Source organism: Companilactobacillus paralimentarius DSM 13238 = JCM 10415 (assembly GCF_001434985.1).
In the GTDB taxonomy this organism is placed as follows: Bacteria; Bacillota; Bacilli; order Lactobacillales; family Lactobacillaceae; genus Companilactobacillus; species Companilactobacillus paralimentarius.
Genome location: NZ_AZES01000117.1, coordinates 35,165 through 55,580, shown reverse-complemented (window position 1 = coordinate 55,580; position 20,416 = coordinate 35,165). Strand labels below are relative to the sequence as shown.

At 36.2% G+C, this 20,416-nt stretch carries 18 protein-coding genes; 2 read left to right on the top strand and 16 right to left on the bottom strand.

Annotated elements, in window-relative coordinates:
- Positions 1-49: 49 nt before the first annotated feature.
- From dusB to pth, 11 genes are all read right to left on the bottom strand, one after another.
- A complete protein-coding gene (gene dusB / locus FD33_RS09880) occupies positions 50-1,054 on the bottom strand; it encodes a tRNA dihydrouridine synthase DusB (protein WP_025084401.1) in 1,005 nt (334 codons plus the stop codon).
- 70 nt (positions 1,055-1,124) lie between these two features.
- Positions 1,125-2,006 carry an Hsp33 family molecular chaperone HslO gene (hslO, locus tag FD33_RS09875; RefSeq protein WP_025084400.1) on the bottom strand — a complete coding sequence of 294 codons (882 nt, stop codon included), beginning with the start codon at positions 2,004-2,006 and terminating at the stop codon, positions 1,125-1,127.
- Positions 2,007-2,050: 44 nt separating this feature from the next.
- Complete coding sequence (gene ftsH, locus FD33_RS09870) at positions 2,051-4,270, bottom strand: ATP-dependent zinc metalloprotease FtsH (protein ID WP_056955945.1); 2,220 nt, start codon at positions 4,268-4,270, stop codon at positions 2,051-2,053.
- Between the two features lie 83 nt (positions 4,271-4,353).
- Positions 4,354-4,899, bottom strand: a complete 546-nt coding sequence (hpt, locus tag FD33_RS09865) for a hypoxanthine phosphoribosyltransferase (protein WP_025084399.1) — start codon at positions 4,897-4,899, stop codon at positions 4,354-4,356.
- Positions 4,900-4,908: 9 nt separating this feature from the next.
- Positions 4,909-6,228 carry a tRNA lysidine(34) synthetase TilS gene (gene tilS / locus FD33_RS09860; RefSeq protein ID WP_025084398.1) on the bottom strand — a complete coding sequence of 440 codons (1,320 nt, stop codon included), beginning with the start codon at positions 6,226-6,228 and terminating at the stop codon, positions 4,909-4,911.
- 58 nt (positions 6,229-6,286) lie between these two features.
- Entirely contained in the window at positions 6,287-6,703 is a 417-nt protein-coding gene (locus tag FD33_RS09855; RefSeq protein ID WP_025084397.1) for a S1 domain-containing RNA-binding protein, read from the bottom strand.
- 23 nt (positions 6,704-6,726) lie between these two features.
- Positions 6,727-7,122 (bottom strand): FtsB family cell division protein, encoded by a 396-nt coding sequence (locus FD33_RS09850; RefSeq protein WP_025084396.1) that lies wholly within the window; start codon positions 7,120-7,122, stop codon positions 6,727-6,729.
- A 97-nt stretch (positions 7,123-7,219) separates the two neighbouring features.
- Positions 7,220-7,459, bottom strand: coding sequence for an RNA-binding S4 domain-containing protein (locus FD33_RS09845; RefSeq protein ID WP_025084395.1), 240 nt, complete (start codon positions 7,457-7,459; stop codon positions 7,220-7,222).
- Positions 7,456-9,027, bottom strand: coding sequence for a putative polysaccharide biosynthesis protein (locus FD33_RS09840; protein WP_081784474.1), 1,572 nt, complete (start codon positions 9,025-9,027; stop codon positions 7,456-7,458). The genes FD33_RS09845 and FD33_RS09840 overlap by 4 nt, the downstream gene beginning before the upstream one ends.
- Before the next feature lies 1 nt (position 9,028).
- Entirely contained in the window at positions 9,029-12,553 is a 3,525-nt protein-coding gene (gene mfd / locus FD33_RS09835) for a transcription-repair coupling factor (protein WP_056955944.1), read from the bottom strand.
- Between the two features lie 22 nt (positions 12,554-12,575).
- Positions 12,576-13,133, bottom strand: coding sequence for an aminoacyl-tRNA hydrolase (gene pth / locus FD33_RS09830; protein ID WP_025084393.1), 558 nt, complete (start codon positions 13,131-13,133; stop codon positions 12,576-12,578).
- 146 nt (positions 13,134-13,279) lie between these two features.
- On the opposite strand from pth, the gene FD33_RS09825 reads away from it, so the two are divergent.
- Positions 13,280-14,263 carry an L-lactate dehydrogenase gene (locus FD33_RS09825; protein ID WP_025084392.1) on the top strand — a complete coding sequence of 328 codons (984 nt, stop codon included), beginning with the start codon at positions 13,280-13,282 and terminating at the stop codon, positions 14,261-14,263.
- Positions 14,264-14,379: 116 nt separating this feature from the next.
- Complete coding sequence (cbpA, locus tag FD33_RS09820) at positions 14,380-15,042, top strand: cyclic di-AMP binding protein CbpA (RefSeq protein WP_025084391.1); 663 nt, start codon at positions 14,380-14,382, stop codon at positions 15,040-15,042.
- Between the two features lie 94 nt (positions 15,043-15,136).
- Here cbpA and FD33_RS09815 read toward each other — a convergent pair whose 3' ends face one another.
- The 5 genes from FD33_RS09815 to FD33_RS09795 form a co-directional block, all read right to left on the bottom strand.
- Positions 15,137-15,352: a hypothetical protein gene (locus FD33_RS09815; protein WP_148299139.1), complete on the bottom strand. Its 216-nt coding sequence runs from the start codon at positions 15,350-15,352 to the stop codon at positions 15,137-15,139.
- A gap of 243 nt (positions 15,353-15,595) precedes the next feature.
- Positions 15,596-16,708 (bottom strand): alanine racemase, encoded by a 1,113-nt coding sequence (gene alr / locus FD33_RS09810; protein WP_025084389.1) that lies wholly within the window; start codon positions 16,706-16,708, stop codon positions 15,596-15,598.
- Position 16,709: 1 nt separating this feature from the next.
- Positions 16,710-17,069, bottom strand: a complete 360-nt coding sequence (acpS, locus tag FD33_RS09805; RefSeq protein ID WP_025084388.1) for a holo-ACP synthase — start codon at positions 17,067-17,069, stop codon at positions 16,710-16,712.
- Between the two features lie 276 nt (positions 17,070-17,345).
- Positions 17,346-18,884: a DEAD/DEAH box helicase gene (locus FD33_RS09800; RefSeq protein ID WP_025084387.1), complete on the bottom strand. Its 1,539-nt coding sequence runs from the start codon at positions 18,882-18,884 to the stop codon at positions 17,346-17,348.
- An 83-nt stretch (positions 18,885-18,967) separates the two neighbouring features.
- Complete coding sequence (locus tag FD33_RS09795; protein WP_025084386.1) at positions 18,968-20,332, bottom strand: UDP-N-acetylmuramoyl-tripeptide--D-alanyl-D-alanine ligase; 1,365 nt, start codon at positions 20,330-20,332, stop codon at positions 18,968-18,970.
- Between the last annotated feature and the right edge of the window lie 84 nt (positions 20,333-20,416).

Genomic DNA, 20,416 nt, shown 5'->3' with positions numbered 1-20,416 from the left:
TCGTTGGTTGCTTTTTCTTATTTTCGTTACTCAAAATTTTTCCCCCTGTCTACGAAATTCTTGAAGATCTCGCTTCTCTCTTCTCGTAACTTTCAACAAATTGATCTAATGTATCGAACACTTCCTGCATGGAATCTTCTTCCACTACTTTAGCACGTGTTCTTACTGCATGGGGAATCCCCTTTAGATAATATGCTGCCTGTTGACGAAATTCTGGAACACCAACATGCTCACCTTTTAAGTCTACCAGACGTTGGAGTTGAAGTTTAGCTATATTAATTTTTTCTGGAACGCTTGGTTCTGGCAATAATTCTCCAGTTTCTAGATAATGGTTCATCGCATTTAATCTCCATAAATTACCAAGTACGGCTCGACCTACCATGGCAGCATCCGCACCCACTTCTTCGATCATTGTCTTAGCATCTTGAGGAGTCTTGATATCACCATTACCCATAAATGGAATGGAAACACTTTGTGCCACTTCATGTAAGATATCCCAATTGGCATGTCCCATGTACATCTGAGATTTTGTACGACCATGCATAGCAATTGCGGAAGCTCCGCCCTCTTGTGCTGCTAGAGCATTTTCAACTGCTAAAATATGATCGTCATCCCAACCAGTTCTCATCTTCACCGTTAGAGGTTTACTGATAGCTGAACTAACAGCCTTCACAGCCTCATAAAGATGATCTGGATCTCTTAACCAACAAGAACCTGCACCTGTCTTGGTAACCTTTTTAACTGGGCACCCCATGTTGATATCGATAATATCAGCACTAGTATTATCGTCAACAAATTTAGCTGCTTGAACTAATGAATCAACACTACCACCGAAAATCTGAATACTGACAGGATGTTCTTTAGGATCAACGAACATCATACCCAGTGTCTTTTCATTTCGATATTTAATGCCTTGATCACTGATCATTTCACAAACAGTTAGACCGGCTCCAAATTCCCTTGCTGTAACTCGAAAAGCTGAATTGGTTATTCCAGCCATTGGAGCAACCACAATTTGGTTAGGAATCGTTACATTGCCTATTTTCCATTCCATACTTTTTACCTCAAATTATTAACTACAACTTGCAATAATAACAAATTTTCTATTCATATGGCAAACATGATTAATCTTTAGTCGCAATAATTTTCTTCAATTCGGCTTCGCTAAATTGATACTTATTACCGCAGAATTTGCAGACTGCCTCAGCACCGTGATCTTCATCAACCATAGCTTGTAGATTGGCAGTAGATAAAGTAGCTAGTGATTTAGAGAAACGTTCTTTAGAACAGTCACATTGGAATTGAACAGGCATTTCATCCAAGACCTTCATCTCAACACCATTCATAATTTTATCTAAGATTTCATTATTACTTAGGCCTTCATTGAGCAAAGTTGATAAATTAGGAACAACCTTCAAATTTGCTTCAATTTTAGAAATATCTGTGTCAGTAGCTCCTGGCAGAGTTTGAACTAAGAAACCACCTGCAGCACCAACTTTTTCATTGGGTTCCACAAATACTGAAACACCAATAGCTGAAGGAATTTGTTCTGATTTAGCCATATAATAAGCAAAATCCATACCGATTTCACCAGAAACCAATGGCACTTCACCAGTGAATGGCTTCTTCATATGTAGATCTTTGGTAATACTCAAAGTTCCTTTATTACCGACTGCAGCTTGAACATCAATATGACCATCTTCACGAGCCTTTAGACTTACGTGTGGATTAGTAATATAACCTTTGGTATTTCCCTGAGCATCAGCATCAACCACAATAGCTCCAACTGGGCCACCGCCTTGAATTCTAGTTGTTAGAACTTCATCTTCTTTAAGAGTTGAAGTAGCGACTAAAATAGAACCAATCATTGTTCTACCCAATGCAGCACTGGAATTTCTCCAAGTGTCATGTCTTTTTTGTGCTTCCTGAATAGTTTGGGTGGCGTTAACAACATAAACCCTAAACTTTCCGTCTTTAGAAACTGATTTAGTTAAAGTATCAGTCATAATTTTCTCCGTTCAAAAAAGCGACTCATACGAGTCGCTCTTTTTTATTGATTATCATTATTGTTATTATCTTTGTCACTATTGGCAGTAGAATCTGTTGAATCATTATCATTATCAGACTTAGTTTCAGTAGATGATGGTGTAGTTCCAGTAGAATTATTCGTATCATCTGACTTAGTTTCGTCTTTTTCTGAAGGATAAACAGCTTCATCAATATTGTCATCTGACTTATCTGTTTCAGTAGTTGAACCCTCAGTTTTTTGCTTTTCAGCATCCTTAGCTTCAACAGCCTTCTTTGATTCTTCAAAGGTAGCAGCACTTTCACTTGGGAATTCTTGGTTAGCATCATTAGCAGGCATTTTACCTGTGTTATACAAGCTCAAGATTTCCTTTTCATCAAGTGTTTCATACTTCAATAGAGCTTCGGCAATAATCTTATGTTGTTCACGATGTGTTTCAAGAATTTCTCTAGCACGTTCGTGATCTTCATCAATAATACGTTTAACTTCTTGATCAATTGCTTTAGCAGTATCTTCTGAATAAGAAGGTAATTGACGATAATTACCACCACTAAATGGTTGACCATTCTTTTCAAGTTGAACCGTACCTAAACGATCTGTCATACCGTATTCAGTAACCATTGTACGAGCAATTTGTGTTGCTTGTTCAAAGTCATTTGAAGCACCTGATGAAGGTTGACCGACAATGATTTCTTCGGCAGTACGTCCACCAAGTAAACCAGTAATTTGTTCGTTTAATTCCTTCTTAGTAGCAAGGTTTTGATCATCCTTAGGTAACATGATAGCGTAACCGCCGGCACGTCCACGAGGAACGATAGTAACCTTTCTAACAACACGAGAATCACTCAAAACCAAACCAATCAAAGCATGTCCTGCTTCATGGTAGGCCACAGTGTGACGTTCTTGTTCAGGAACAACATGATTTCTCTTAGCTGGACCAGCAATAACACGATCTTCAGCTTCATCAAGATCACTTGGATCAATCTTTTGCTTGCCACGACGAGCAGCAACTAAGGCAGCTTCGTTAAGTAAGTTTTCTAGATCAGCACCAGCAAAACCTGGTGTTTGTTGTGCAATAGCTTTCAAATCAACATCATCTGTAAATGGTTTATTTCTAGCATGAACTTTAAGAATGGCCTCACGACCCTTAACATCAGGGCGACCAACCAAAATCTTACGGTCAAAACGACCGGGACGTAACAACGCTGGATCAAGGACATCGGAACGGTTAGTAGCGGCCATAACGATAACACCTTCATTACCAGTAAATCCATCCATCTCAATCAATAATTGATTAAGTGTTTGTTCACGTTCGTCGTTACCGCCACCGGTACCTGAACCACGTTGACGACCAACGGCATCAATTTCATCAATAAAGATAATTGATGGGGCATCTTTTTTAGCATTCTCGAACAAATCACGAACACGTGAAGCACCGACACCAACAAACATTTCAACGAAATCTGAACCAGAAATTGAATAGAAAGGAACTTTAGCTTCACCAGCAACAGCCTTAGCTAGTAAAGTTTTACCAGTCCCGGGAGGACCCTCTAGCAAAACACCTGCCGGTATTCTGGCACCCAAAGAAACAAACTTCCTTGGATCTTTTAAGAATTCAACAACTTCAACAAGTTCTTGTTTTTCTTCTTCAGCACCAGCAACGTCAGAGAATCTAACTTTATTTTTCTTAGGATCCTCTGGTTTGACCTTGGATTTACCAAAGTTCATGACACGGTTTGCGCCACCACCTTGGCCTCCACGACCCATCATTGCAAAGATTACAAAGAAGAACAATGCAAATGGAACAACGACCGTCAATATCAAGGAGATCCATTGACCGGATTGTGACTTAGGAGCAGCAGTAGTCTTAACTCCCTTCGCCATAGCGGCGTTATTAATTCTCTTTAACGTATCATTGTTAGGCAAAACAGTTGAACTAAATGAAGTTACTTCACTAGAACCACTAGATTGAGCACGACTGAATAGTGACACGGAACGTGTTGTATTAGCCTTTTGAGCTTTCTTGTATTCACCAGTTACTTGATAAGCTCCTCCGATAGGCTCTAGTTTGAAACTCTTCACTTTGCCTTGCTTCAATTGTGTGATGAATTGGTCTTGGCTTAGTGTTTTAGATTGATCTGAGGATTGACCACCAGCAAACCAACTTGCTGCCAGAACCAAAACAACAAAGAGCAAGATGTAAAACAGGCTATTATTGATTAACCTATTTCGATTATTTTTCATACATTTCCTCCTAAATTACTTAGACGTTACATATTGTAACATTGGTGAACAGTAACACAATAATAATTGTAACTCTATCTTAATTATTTTGTACTATATACCTCTGGTTTTAATACACCAACATAAGGTAAATTACGATAATGTTCATCATAATCCATTCCATAACCAACTACAAACTCATCAGGAATCTCTACTCCGATATAATCAACCTTAACATGCTTGATTCTACGAGCCGGTTTATCCAAGAATGAAACCAATTTAATTGATTTAGCATGACGTGATTCAAATAGTTCTACTAAACGATCTAATGTGTATCCAGTATCGATAATATCCTCAACTATTACCACATCGCGATCACGTACAGATGTATCTAAATCTTTAATGATACGAACATCCCCAGTTGTAACGGTATTTTCACCACCATAACTAGAAACATCCATAAAGTCGTATTCCATTTTAAAATCTAAACTCTTAACGAGGTCCATCATGAACATAGCGGCTCCACGTAAAATACAAACAAACAAAGGATTCTTTCCTTGATATTCTTTCGTTAACTGTTTACCCAAACGTTGAATAGTTTCATTAATCTCTTCTTCCGAGACTAATACCTCTTTAATATCTGAATTCATGTTTTTACCTCAATCAAGTTTTATTTTGTAATGCTTATTGCCTTTTTTTAAATAATCACTCATATTATAAATTTTTTCAACCCATACTATCTGATTATCAAATAATAAAATTAAATAATTATCACGTTCATATTCAGGTATCTTTTCATTTATAAATCTCTTACTCAACTTTTGATGTTGACCATTTGACAAGAGTAATTTATCGCCATCTCTGCGAGTCCGTAAGCTTATTTCATGCGGAGTATTCTCCACGGTTAGTGTAAAATCTTGCTCGTTTTCTAAAAGGCTGAATTTTCTATGATTAATTACCTGAGTTTGACCTATCTCAATAGAAGCTACTTGTAAATTCTGATCTTGTACTCGTTGGATCAAGAAATGATCATAGCTTTTAATAAACCGCCATGAATCTGCCAAATCAATTGAAGCATTGGCATGATCACCCAAAATAATTTCAATGATCTGTTCAATTTGACGATTACTAATTGAAATGCCCAAACTATTTTTGGTAAAAAAACTACCCCAAAACAGTGTCTGTTGTTCCGAATTTAAAATTTTGACCGGTTCTATCAACCCCGTTATTTTTTCAGGTGTCCTCACTAACTTCATTGAATCTTCAATTCGAGCGAACTCCCTTTGAGCTAAATCCAGCAATGCCATAATTTGTTGTTCAAAGAAAGCAAAATGTGCAAGTAATTGACCGTTCTCCTTTTGTAACTTTGGAAAAATATTATTACGCAAACGATTACGCATAGTTATATTATCAAAATTAGTTTCGTCTTGAACATGATGAATATCATGGATATCCGCAAAAACTGTGATATCTGATTTAGCAAATTTTAATAATGGTCGCACAATTTGACCACCGGCAAACGGACGTTGTTCCTTCAAACTAACAACTTCGTAGGCATTACCTGAACGGATCAATTTCATTAAAATATTTTCAGCCAAATCGTTGGCATGGTGTGCTGTCAGTAACGTATCAAAATCATTATCCTGCATAATTTTTTTGAAAAAGTCGTATCTAAAAGACCGAGCAGCTGCTTCCATTCCAATATCGTCTTGTGGCTTATTCAACCATTTAGTCGTAAAAAATTGATATCCGTTATCTACACAAAAATTTTGAACAAATTCAACTTCTTTAGCACTTTCCGGACGTAGATCATGATCAACATTAACAACACCAAAAGATTCCTTAGGTAGAATCTCACCAATCACATTCAACAGAACCATTGAGTCAACACCACCAGAAACAGCTACTAAAATTCTTTTAGTGTGGTACTTCTTCAAAACACTCTTAACAGTATTTATTATTCTATTATCTAACTCCATTTTTTCTCCAAATCCCTGAAACTAAAAAGGTTGAGACAATGTCTCAACCTAATATTTATTAGCTGCGGCGGCCCCCACGACCACCACGTTTTCCTTCTGTGTTCTTTTTAATAGTACTTAAACGTTCTTCACTTTCCTTCATAAAGCCTGACATCATATCATCAAAACTTTCAGGTTTATGTGGACGTGATTTATGTTCATTACGTTCATGAGAATGATGTGCATGATACTTTGCCTTAGGCTTGTCAGAAGCCTGTTTGATTGAAAGTGCAATCTTATGATCTTTTTCATTAAGAACTAAAACCCTTACGGTATCACCGACACTCAAAACATCGTGAATATCTTTAACGTAACCATCAGCAACTTCACTGATATGTACCATTCCGCTTTGTCCTTCTCCAAGGTCAACGAACGCCCCAAAGTTTGTAATTCCAGTAACTTTACCTTCTGTTTTAGTTCCTACTTCGACTGTCATCTAATTAAAAATAATTCCTTTCCCTATTTTTGAATCGTAGTGGTCTTAACATCACCAGGCAAATTATAAATTTGTTCACCCGGTTTACTGTACATATATTTTTCCCGAATATATTTTTCCAAATAATTCGTATCATGAAGTTGTGCAACTTCAAGTTTCAAATCGCTTTGGATCGCTTTTTGCTTACTTAACTTCGTCTTACTAACTTCAATTTGTCCCATTGTATTGGCATAAGTCCGATGTGCGTTAAAAATTTGAACACCAAATACAACCAAAATAATTGCAAAAACAATACCAATCACTGCCATACGCCGACGATGTACCTTTTTGGCATAATTATGAGGGCCTGGCTTTGGAGGCATTTGCGACTGTTTAGGTTTCAATACAGAAACATTGGAATTTAATTTATGTACTTCCATACCACTACTCCCCTAGAAATGATTATCTTGAGTATAACAAGTTTAAGCAATTATTTGAACAATAAAATTGCCAATTTTAATCTAATTCTAATTTTTACTAAATCTCTTCGTACATATCTTCTGATTCATTCTTTTTGGTAGTTTCCTTAATATTAAGGACCTTTACCTTCATTGTTTTTTCACCAAAATGCAATTCGATCACATCACCAATTGATACATCACTAGACGATTTGGCTACACGACCGTTAATACTTGCACGACCATTATCAGTGAATTCCTTTGCTACAGTTCTTCTCTTAATAATTCTGGTAACTTTTAAATACTTGTCTAATCTCATTTTTTATCCTCTATTTTCATAAATCTTATAATATATTTTCCCATGGGTAAGATTTCCCATTCTTCCTTAGTCAATATATGCCAACGCTTGGTTAACTTTAAGTACACAAATGCGCCGATTGGTATCGTTATAACGTTCAACAAAATACTTTTTGATCTAGTCATAACTAAGCCAGATGACAGGATCACAACTGCTAATTTAACAATGATTGCCATCACTAAACCTGCTTTAATTAAAGCCTTGATAAAGCCCTTATCAAGTGATAAGAAACTTCGATTGAAACCATATATAGTCATGATTCCAAATAAAATTACGCATTCGCTGAGTACAGTTGCTAAAGCAGCTCCAGCAATTCCAAATTTTGGCACAAGAATAATATTTAAGGCTACTTTGGCTATCAAAGACATTCCAAACAATACAAGTTTGTGCAGATTTTTTTCATCATCACCACTTGTTACCGCAATTAATAAATTAATAAAGGAAACAATAATAATTGAAAACATATAAATGCTCAAAGTTCTTGAACCATTGGTATTAGTAAACAGCATCGTGTTGATTTGTGGCATTAAAGCAATTAATCCTGCCGTTTCAGCACCCGATAACCATAAACAGACTCGTACCATTTTAGAAATGGTCTTTTTATTCTGTTCTAATCGATTAGTTTCTCTTAATTGTGGCATTATTGTTGAAACAAACGAAAGTGAAATCACAATACCCAACTGTAACAATGGTTGGCCTCGATCAAAAACTCCTTTTTGAATTTCAGCTTGATCTAACGAAATACCCGAATGCATCAATAATCGAATCATTGAAAAAGAATCGATAAATTGATAAAAAATGGTAATTCCAGTAAATACAACAATCAAGACGATCTCTAAAGCTAAACCATGCTCTAACTTAATTGTGCCATCATCTTGATCAGCCGCCAAAAAGTTATTCTTATTTCTTACAAAGGTAACAATTAAAAGCCCAACTGCTAGTAATCCACCAATAAAAGCACCAGCATTAGCCAATGTTCCCATACGATAAACGTCAATCACTCCGTGACCAAACAACAAGGCACTACCAATGATAATCACAATTCTTAAAAATTGTTCCGAAACTTGTGAGATAGCACTGGGTGTCATCAACAGATCACTCTGAAAATAACCTCTCAAACTGGTCTCAAAAGGTATCAATAAGAAAGTTAAAGAAACCGCTCGGACTTCTAAATAAAGTCTAGGATCGCCCATTAAAAAAGCTAAGTATCTGGAAGACATCCACAACAGAATTGTAACCACACAACTAGCAATTATTAAGAGCATAAAAGTTCTCTTTAATAAATTATTCTTAGCAGCATTGTTTTTTTGCTGTGCAAATGCCTTCGATAGCACGACTGGTAAGCCTGACAAAGCCAGTACAGAGAATATTCCATAAATTGGATAAACCTGTTGGTAGATGAAGTATCCCCGATCACCTACGATGTTTTGCAGTGGAATCCGATAAATTGCACTCAAAAGTTCTGAGAACAATGAAGCAATCGTTAATATCCAAGTCCCCTTAATCGCCCTCGACACTTCTTTTTGCATATTAATTTTTTATTTTTTCTTTCTTCAAATTATCAAAGCCGTCAGCCATTTTTTCTGCGAACACCTTCAATTGATCGAACCATTCATCCTTTTTAACACTTGCTGAATCCAAGGTAATCATGAATCCACCATTTTTATTGTTTACCTTAGCCTTCATTGTCGTATTAGCTAGGAACTTAAAGACTAAATCTCCAGTTAAGTAATCGCCAGCTTTTTGTGAAAATTTAATTGTAATCTTCTTATTTCGCATAACCACACTGTTAACTAAAGCTTCATCAAATGAATTCTTCAATAAACTAACGTCCAACAGATTAGCAACTTCCTGTGGATAATCGCCAAAGCGATCCAACAATTCTGATTTAACCTCTTGGTAATTTTCCAAAGAATCAATCTGACGAATTCGTTTGTAAAGTTCAACCTTTTGACGTTGATCACTAATATAATCCTCTGGCAAGTAGGCTTCCAAAGCCAAATTGATCTCTGAATTAGTCTTCTCAGCCTTAGTGTGACCACGTTTCTTGGCAACCGCATCATTTAACATCTGCGTATACAAGTCAAAACCAACTGAATCGATAAAGCCATGTTGTTGCTTACCCAATAGATTACCAGCCCCACGAATAGACAAGTCTCGCATCGCAATCTTAAAGCCAGAACCTAATTCAGTAAAGTTCTTAATAGCTTCCAAACGTTGTTCGCCGACTTCAGTCAAAACCTTATTGGGACGATACATCAAGTAAGCATAAGCTACTCGATTCGATCTACCAACACGACCACGAATTTGATAAAGCTGCGATAGACCATAACGATCAGCATTTTCTACTACTAAGGTATTGGTATTAGGCATATCAACACCAGTTTCAATAATTGTTGTCGTTACTAAAACATCATAATCACCGGCCAAGTAATCGGAAATAACACCTTCCATTTGAGTCTCATTCATTCGACCATGTGCTGTTGCAATTCGGGCATCTGGCACTAAGGATTGCAATTGATCTGCTACTTGATCCATATCTTCAACTCGATTGTGCAGGTAAAAGACTTGGCCACCACGAGCCATTTCACGTTTAATTGCACCAGCAATTACCTGATAATTCTGCTCCATAACGTAGGTTTGAACGGGATAACGATTACTAGGGGCCGTTTCAATCAAAGAAAGATCACGCACACCCAGCATTGACATATTCAAAGTTCTTGGAATTGGTGTTGCTGTCAAAGTTAGAACATCGACATTACTCTTTAACTGTTTAATCTTTTCCTTATGCTTAACGCCAAAACGCTGTTCCTCATCAATTATCAACAATCCGATATCGTGAAATTTAACATCCTTCGAAAGTAAACGATGTGTTCCCACAACAATATCAACCGATCCGTCTTCTAATTTTTCAATAATCTCTTTACTTTGCTTACGAGTTTGGAAACGTGACAACATTCCAATTTCCACCGGGAACCCCGCAAAGCGTTCCTTCATAGTTTCATAATGTTGTTGTGCTAACAAGGTCGTTGGTACTAAAAAGACTACTTGTTTACCTGCTTCAACAGCTTTGAAGGCTGCTCTCAACGCTACTTCGGTTTTACCGAATCCAACATCCCCAACCAAAAGTCGATCCATTGGATGTGGTTTTTCCATATCACGTTTAATTTCATCGACAGATCTCAATTGATCAGGTGTTTCTGGATATGGAAAGGCATTATCAAAATCATTCTGCATCGAATCATCTTTTGGAAAAGCAAATCCCTTTTCTGCCTCACGTTTAGCGTAGAGATCTATCAAGTCATCAGCAATATCTTCAATATTAGACTGAACTCGACGTTTAGTTTTTTGCCACTCATTACCACCTAATTTATTGATCTTAGGCGATTTACCTTCAGCTGAAACGTACTTCTGAACCATATCCAGTTGCGTAACTGGAATGAATAGACGACCATCGTCACGATATTCAATCGTAATATAATCTTGATGTTTACCGTCGACCTCCATCGTCTGCATACCAATAAACTTACCAATACCATGATTAACGTGAACGACGTAATCGCCTGGCTTTAATTCGTTATAACTCTTCAGTCTTTCAGCATTAGCCAGAGTTTGGTGACGTCTCTTCTTTGGTTGTTTATTGAAGAGTTCTTTTTCAGTGATAACGGCCAATTTTTGTTCTGGCATTTCAAAACCAGAACTCAATGTAGCATTCATAATTTGTGTCTGATCTTCAACAACTTTATCAGGTGTCGTTAAGGTCGCTTTAATTCCAAAATCGATCAATGTATTATTGATTGCCGCAATCCGTTTTTCATTACTGATAGTTAAAAGTACGGTATATTTTTGCTTTTGCCAACGTTCAACTTCCGATTTTAACAACGGCATTTGACTGAAGAATTGTTGCATTGTTCGAACTGGTACATTTTGCAATTGGTTCAAACGAATATGTCCCATTCCCTGTTGAAATGCTGACAAATAAATTTGGGCCAACTTGTTATCTTTGATCAAATCGGCAAAACTCTGACGAATCTTCTGCTCTGGCAAAGCCTTACCAAACTCTAATTGACTAGCCAACCAAGATTGATTCTCAGCTTGACTATCATTAGACTGTTCAATCAAACGATTATATTCATTAAAAATGATGACATCATTGGAGTCTAAATAGTCTAATAAACTCTTGGGATGCTCAAAAAGATAATCAGCAATTCGACCGATATTCTCTGGACGAATCCCTTCCGATAATTCTTCAATTGTTTGACCGAAGTTTGTCTGTAAATTTTCCTTAATATCTTTATCATCTGACGATTTCAATTGACGGTCGTAACTCTTCTGTAACTTGGTTAGGCCTGTTTCAACTTGATCATCGGTGACAATTCGATCTTGCGCTGGCAAAATCTGAATTTCTTTTAATTCTTCAATACTTCGTTGTGTTTCGGTATCAAAGTACTTAATTTTTTCAACTTGATTTCCAAAGAAATCGATTCGTACTGGGTTATCAACATTCAATGGATAAATATCGACAATATCACCACGAATAGCAAAGTCACCTGGTTTAGCAACTAACTTATCTTTTACATATCCCATCTGAACAAATTGTTGATTCAAATCTTCTAAATCATATTCTTCATTTACTTCAATTTTTAATTGGGCAGACTTAAAGAGCTCTTTTGCTGACAATTCATACTCTAACCCAGCAATTGAAGTTACTACTATACCAGGTTTATCATCTGCCAAAAAGCTTAAGGTATCTAATCGTTGACTCAGTTCGTCTGGTGAACTGGTTGCTATTTCAGTTGAGATTGATTCTTCAACTGGAAAAATGTGAACAGCGTCACTGTTCAATAAATTTAAGTCGTCATATAGCTTATTTGCATGAAAATTAGTGTTTTCAACAATCAAAATCTTCTTATTTAATTGTCTTAAAGTATTCAATGCAAAAAGGGAAATTGTTGATCCCGTCAAACCTGTCAATAAATTCTTTGTTTCAGGCTTAACTTGACTAATAAATTCCCCTAAGTCCAACTTATTTGTAATGAAATTTATTAAATTCAATTTTTGCCCCCTTTTTAATCTTCTAATTATATTTATTCATTAATTGATCAATACTACTGCCTGCAACCCAATCTTTAACCATATCGACTGCTTGATCGATACCTGATAAAGCCACTGGTTCTTGATCCTTATTGAATGGTGTTAACACCCAGTTAACTACTGTTTGACGATCAGGATGTTGTATACCAATCTTAATTCGTTTGAAATCTTTAGTACCCACAGCTGAGATTATACTCTTAATACCATTGTGACCACCAGCAGAACCCTTTGTCCGTAATCTAACTTTTCCAATAGGCATATCTAGGTCATCTTGAATTACCATCATTTCCTCAGATTTAATTTGGTAATATCCCATTAAAAAATTAACGGCACGACCAGATTCATTCATAAATGTGAGTGGTTTAACTAGAAAAACTGTTTCACCGTCGACTTTGAACTTACAGTACTCAGCTTCAAAATCTTTTTTCATTTGTGTTTGACCGTATTCATCCATCAATCTATCGATGGTCATAAAGCCCATATTATGCTTTGTTCGATCGTATTTCTTTCCTGGATTTCCTAAGCCAACAATTAGTTTCATATTTAATATACCTCATTTCGAACTTACATTATATCATGTCAAAAATACTATTTTTTCACTTTTTTCACAATCGGCTTGTTTATTTACCTTAATTATTTGTATAATGGGTCAGGAACATATTATTTTCGAAGGGATGATATTTTATAATGACAACTCCAACAAACGAAAAGAACCACCAAAAAGTACTTCTAGTTGGTGACGGTGCTGTAGGTTCAACATTTGCCTACGCAATGACACTTCAAGGTATTGCTCAAGAACTAGTTATCTGTGATATCGCTAAAGACAAGATTAAGGGTGACGCAATGGACCTTGCAGATGCAATTCCATTCTCATTCCCTAAGAACATTCACGCTGGTGAATATTCAGATGCTAAGGATGCTGATATCGTAGTTATCACAGCCGGCGCTCCACAAAAACCAGGTGAAACAAGACTTGACCTTGTTAACAAGAACTTAAACATCTTGAAGACAATCGTTGATCCTATTGTTGAATCAGGATTCAATGGTATCTTCGTAGTTGCTGCTAACCCAGTTGATATCTTGACATACGCTACTTGGAAACTTTCAGGCTTCCCTAAGGAACGTGTAATTGGTTCAGGTACATCACTTGATACTGCTAGATTACAAAAATTCGTTGGTGAAGAATTAGATCTTGACCCTCGTTCAGTTCATGGTTACATCATGGGTGAACACGGTGATTCAGAATTCGCTGCATGGTCACATCTAACAATCGGTGGCGTTACAATGGCCGAATGGATGGAAAGCCACCCAGAAATCACTAAAGATACTCTTGACAAGATTTACAAGAAGACTGTTAACGCAGCTTACGACATTATCAATACTAAGGGTGCTACATTCTACGGTATCGGTACTGCTCTTGCAAGAATCTGCAAGGCTTTGCTAAGCGACGAAAATACTGTTCTTCCATTATCAAACATGATGACTGGTCAATATGGCGTTTCAGACATCTATATCGGTTCACCTGCTATCGTTAACCGTAAAGGTCTAAAACAAATTATCGAAGTTCCATTGAATGATGAAGAATCAGCACAAATGAAGAAATCAGCTAAGGAACTTGAAAAGATCCTTAAAGATGGCTTCGAAGCTACAGGTATCAAGGGTCGTCAATAATCCTTAATACATGCATAAAAAAGACTGAAACAAATGAAAAATTTGTTTCAGCTTTTTTTTTATTCTGAATTACTGTATTATTAATTCAATTATAGATAGATTGGATGTGAATATATATGTTAGTTAAGTCACTTGTACTAAAAAAGGACAAGCTTACGACAGTTAAAGAAACTGTCACACTAGAAGAAGCATTAAAAGTCCTAGAAGACTCAGGTTTCCGTTGTGTGCCAATTTTGGATGAAAGCGGACAAATATTTAGGGGTAACATTTACAAGATGCACATCTACCGTCACAAGTCTCGTGGTGGCGATATGAGCTTGCCTGTAACTACACTTATGAAGAACGCTACTAAAACAATCAGCGTAGACTCACCTTTCTTCAAAGTATTCTTTAACATTAAGGATTTGCCTTACATTGCTGTTCTGGATGAAAATAATTTATTTTATGGAATCTTAACCCATGCAAGACTTCTCAGCATGTTATCAGATGCTTGGAACCTTGATATTAGTAGTTACGTTTTGACTGTTAGTTCTTCTGGCGACCGTGGTGACCTAGAGAAGATGTCAAAAATTTTTGCTAAGTATGTCTCTGTAGCTGCTTGTATGACCTTGGATGCTAAATCAAATGAAGTTGTACGAAGAACTCTATTTACTTTACCATCAGGCACTGATATCGATACTTTGAAGGAAATTATTAAACGCCTTGAAAAGAAGAGTTTTGTAGTTTCTGAAATTGATGATTTGAAGTCTGGTAAGATTCTAGATAAGAACACACTATAGTTCTTGTCTAAAAAATATTTCTAAAACAAAACCATTTCCAAAACAAAACCTAAAAGTCCGTTCTAGTTAAACTACGTCAACTAGAACGGATTTTTTATAGTCTTTTGATTTTAAACACCGGTTCAACCCGATAGCGGTTCAATTCTTCATCAACAGGGTGACTTTTAAAATACTGTAATTGATATTCCTCCATCAAATCTCTCTGAAATCTATCAATAAAGGGTTTATTAAGATCGATAAGAATTTGATACCTCTTATACTCACCATTTTGCATAAACTTATACCATTCCTCATTAATCACGGTTGACACTTCTTTCCCTTTTCTAAAATTTCAACCAGAGGATACTACCATTTTTATTTATATAACAATTATTTGCGTTTAATTTTTTAAATAACACAGAAAAAAATTAAAAGAATGGTCTCTATTAGATATTCACGATACTTAGAATATCTAATAGAGACCGTTTTTATTTATTACTTAAATTTTATAATTTAACACAGTAAAATTTAGACACTTTTGCATTCTAACTTAAATAGAACTTTTTAATCAAAATTAATATTTATAAACTCGAGGTAATCTTTCACTTAAACAGCAAAGAATTTCATAACTGATTGTGCCGGCATACTTAGCTGCATCTGTCGCAGTAATTTCTTCATTGCCATCCTTACCAATCAAAGTGACCTTTGTACCAACCGGTAATTCTTTAGGTAGACGAACCATGAATTGATCCATACAAACACGACCAACACTTTGACAACGTTCTCCATTGATCAAAACATCACAGCCTTGCATTCTTCTCAACCAACCATCTGCATAGCCAAGAGGAATTGTACCGATCCACTCGTCTTCCTTGCTAGTGTAAGTAGCTCCGTATCCAACACTTTGTCCAGCTTTGATCTTTTTAACAAATGTGAGTTCTGAATACAAACTTAAAGCAGGTTCTAGCTCATATGGTAATTTTGTAATATCAGTTCCTGATGGATTCAAGCCGTACAAAGCCAACCCATATCTAACTACATTGACGGCCAAATCTTTATGCCATAAAGCTGTGGCAGAATTAGCACAGTGAACATAAGTAAATTTGGTTGGTAAATCACTAGACATTTCTTTGAAATTCTTAACCTGTTTTTCAAAGTAACTTTCATCAGGACTATCGGCAGTTGCGAAGTGTGTGAACAATCCTTCTGGAATAAACGATTCTTTGTGTTCATTTAAAAAGTTACATGCTTCAATCAAACTAGCCTTATCTTGGAATCCAATTCGACCCATACCACTGTCAACAGCAATATGAACTTTCAAATTAGTAACTCTCAATTCTACAGCTACCCTCAGCCAATCTAAACTACCGACTGTCAGCGAAATATCAGCACGTGCGGCTACTTTAGTATATTCCACGGGAACTATACCCAAAACTAAAATAGGCGCTGTAACGCCACTATTTCGAATCTCTAGGCCTTCATCTAATGAAGCTACACAAAGTCCAGATGCTCCAAATTCAATTTCAGATTGAGCGACTTTAACCAAACCATGACCATAAGCGTTGGCTTTTACAACAGCAAAAACTTTTGTTCCTTCGGGAACAGCCTCTAATTCATTTTGTAAATTTCTCTTTAACTTTGACAAGTCCACTTCAACATAGGCTGGACGATGAATTGATGGTAACATTTTATTTCTCCTCCTCTAGAATAACCTCGGTTATTACTATTTCATCTGTATCTGATATTGATACATGAATATTGCCCTTGAAAATTTCAGTTTTAATGTAGGGTTGACCAGATTCATGATTCAAAACACTTAAGTCATGAAATCCAATTCCGCGAAGACCAGTACCCATAGCTTTGGTAAAAGCCTCTTTTACAGAAAATCTTCCTGTTAAGTATGTCATCTTAGCTTTCTCGGTATTGAGGTTATTAAAAACTTCAATCTCATCTTCATTTAAAATTTTCTCTAAAAATCGAGGGTGACGACCATAAATCTTTCGTACACGGTCAATTTCTGCAATATCTATACCTAATCCTTTGATCATATTTTTTTCTCGCAATCTATTTTTTTAATTAATAATAAATTGAAAAGTTTTCAATTGAAGTAAAGCACAGTTTTCAATTTCTTGCAGTTCCAATCAGCAATTAAATTAAAATTTGTTTGATTTAAGCTTAAATCATAGCATTTTTAGATAACTTTTCAAGTTTCAACCGTCTTGGCAGGTCTATTTTACTGTAAAAAAAAAGCCAAAGTAAAATAATTTACCTGGCTTAATCATTATAATTATATTTTCAATAACTATAATTCATATATTCATTAATTATAGATTTGTTCTAATCTTGAATGACTTTTTGCTACGACCATTACGTTTGTTGTCATGTTCGCGGCGCTTGCCACCTTTTTCATCATGATGTCCATCACGACGATCACTATTACGACGTCTGTTACCACTGCCACCACGGTGATCTCCACCACCACGATGTCCGTTGAACTTACCACGACGACCATGACCTGAACGACTATGGCTTACCTTACGTGAAGGAAGTGGTCTTTCAGGAGCAATCTTAACAGGAACACTTTCAGCATCCTTGATTGATTCGCTTAAGAAGATACGAGCAATATCTTCGGCAGAGTAATCTGCTAACAATTCTTGAACAGCTGAATCGAAACGATCCAAGTGTTTGTCATGTTCCAAAGTATCTTTAATATCTTGCTTAACTGATTCCAATTGTCCTTTAAGAACTTCTTTATCAGTAGGTTGAGCAAGTGGTTCCATACGTTTCTTAGTTAAGTTTTCGATTGTACGTAAGTAACCCATTTCATTTGGTGTAACGAATGTTACAGAAACACCAGAATGTCCGGCACGACCTGTACGGCCAATACGGTGAACATAACTATCAGGATCTTGAGGAATATCATAGTTATAAACATGTGATACACCAGAAATATCCAATCCACGAGCAGCAACATCAGTTGCAACTAAGAAGTCTAACTTACCAGCTTTAAACTTACGTAAAACGCTAGTTCTCTTATCCTGTGACAAGTCACCATGAATACCTTCAGCATTGTAACCACGAGCTTGTAAACCACGTGTAAGTTCGTCAACACGACGCTTTGTACGACCAAAGATTAAAGCTAATTCTGGTGCTTGAACATCGAATAAACGAGTCATCAAGTCAAATTTTTCAAATTCCTTAGCCTTAACAAAGTATTGATCAATCTTATCAGCAGTCAATTCTTTTGACTTGATCTTAACGATTTGAGGATCTGTCATAAACTTATCAGCAATTTTCATGATAGGTTTTGGCATTGTAGCTGAGAATAACAATGTTTGATGTTTGTTTGGTACGTTTGAAAGGATACTTTCAATATCTTCAACGAATCCCATATCTAACATTTCATCAGCTTCATCAAGAACAACGGTATTAACGTTGCCAAGTTTCAAGGTGTGACGGTTGATGTGGTCAAGCATTCTTCCGGGAGTACCAACCACGATCTGAGGGTGATTCTTCAAGGCACGGATCTGTCTTCTAATATCTGATCCACCATAAACACTTTGAACCTTAACCTTCTTGTCACTACCTAAGCGGTAAAGTTCTTCTTGTGTTTGAATAGCTAATTCTCTAGTTGGAGAGATAATCAATGCTTGAATGTTACTTGATTGAGTATCAACGGCATTTAAAATTGGTAAACCAAAGGCTGCCGTCTTTCCTGTACCAGTTTGAGCTTGGCCAATTACGTCGGCCCCACTCATAACTAGTGGAATAGTTTGAGCTTGGATGGGTGTTGTTTCTTCGAAACCGGCTTCATTGATAGCGCTCAGTAATCTGGGATCTAAATCTAATTCTTTAAATTTCACAAATGTCCTCCATTTTTTAAAACACGATAAAATAACAATCTACCTACTCTACCATGTTTTATGAACAATCTCAATTGACAAGACTAAATTAGTTCATGTAAAACGTTTTCTAAATGAATTCCATGGCTACCCTTTAATAAAATCGTGTCATTGGGCTGTAATTCTTCTTTTAATTTTGTAGTTAATTCTTCTAACTGATCCTTTTCAAACCAGAAAAGATCGTTTGTATCATATTTAGCACTAAGTTTATTGCGTAAATACTTCATATAATCGCCAACAAGATAAACTTTGGCAAAATCTTCCTTGTTAATATGACTTGCTAAGGACTCGTGGAGTGTCTCCGATGCCTGACCTAACTCTAGCATATCGCCTAAGACAATCAATTTACGACCTGTAGTCTTAATGTCCTTCAAACTGTTAAGTACTTCGATAGCAGCCGTTGGATTAGAATTGTAGACATCGCTCAAAATATCAGCACCATTTTCGGCCTTCATCCACTCAGTACGATTAGCTGTCACAAATAAATCTTTCAATGCTTGTTGCATAGCTTCCGGTTTAATATGAGACATTTTACCTACTAGCATTGCAGCCAAGGCATTATTGACATTGTATTCACCCATCATTGGAATTTCAAAATCTAATTCAGGCCACAAATTAGTTTTAAAACTAGTTGTCGTCTTACCCGGATTAATTTCCGTTGCGTACAAATCATTGTTGTCATGACTACCAAAAGTTGCTTGTCTTTGACTAACTTTTTCAGCACGTTCTAGCAGCAGTGGTTCATCCCCATTGTAAACAAAGGTTCCATCTTCATTAAGGTGATCGACGATTTCCATTTTTGCATCAGCAATTTTATCTCTAGTACCAAAAAACTCAATGTGCGCTTCACCAATCATTGTAATAACGGAAATATCAGGGTTAGCAATATCGCTCAAATGATCAATTTGACCAGGACGATCCATTCCCATTTCGACAACTAAAACCTCAGTATTAGTTGGCATATTCAAAATTGTATAGGGCACACCAATTTCATTATTAAAGTTTTGCGGTGTTTTAGCAACATTATTGCTTGTACTAAGGATCTTAGCAATCATATCCTTAGTCGTTGTTTTACCGTTACTACCAGTCACAGCAACAACTTTAGGGTTTACTTTCTTCAAGTAATATTTAGCTAAAGTTTCAAAAGCCTCTGAAACGTTTTTTACAACAACATAAGGTACTTCGTTATTAGGAATATCATGATCACTTTGCCAAATAGTAGCACTAATGCCATTCTTAATTGCACTATTAATAAACTCATGCCCATCGCGTTCCCCTTGCAATGGAAAGAATAAGTCACCTGCTTTAGCTTTCCGACTGTCAAAACAAACACCCGTTATTTCAACATCTTCAACTTCGCCACTTTCAATTTTTAATACAGAGTAAACTTCCCTTAACTTCATCTTCATAGAAAAACTTCCTTAATTTGAAAAAATAATTTTATAAGATATAAACAAAAAAAGAGTATACTAAGATACTTAGAAAGGATTTGA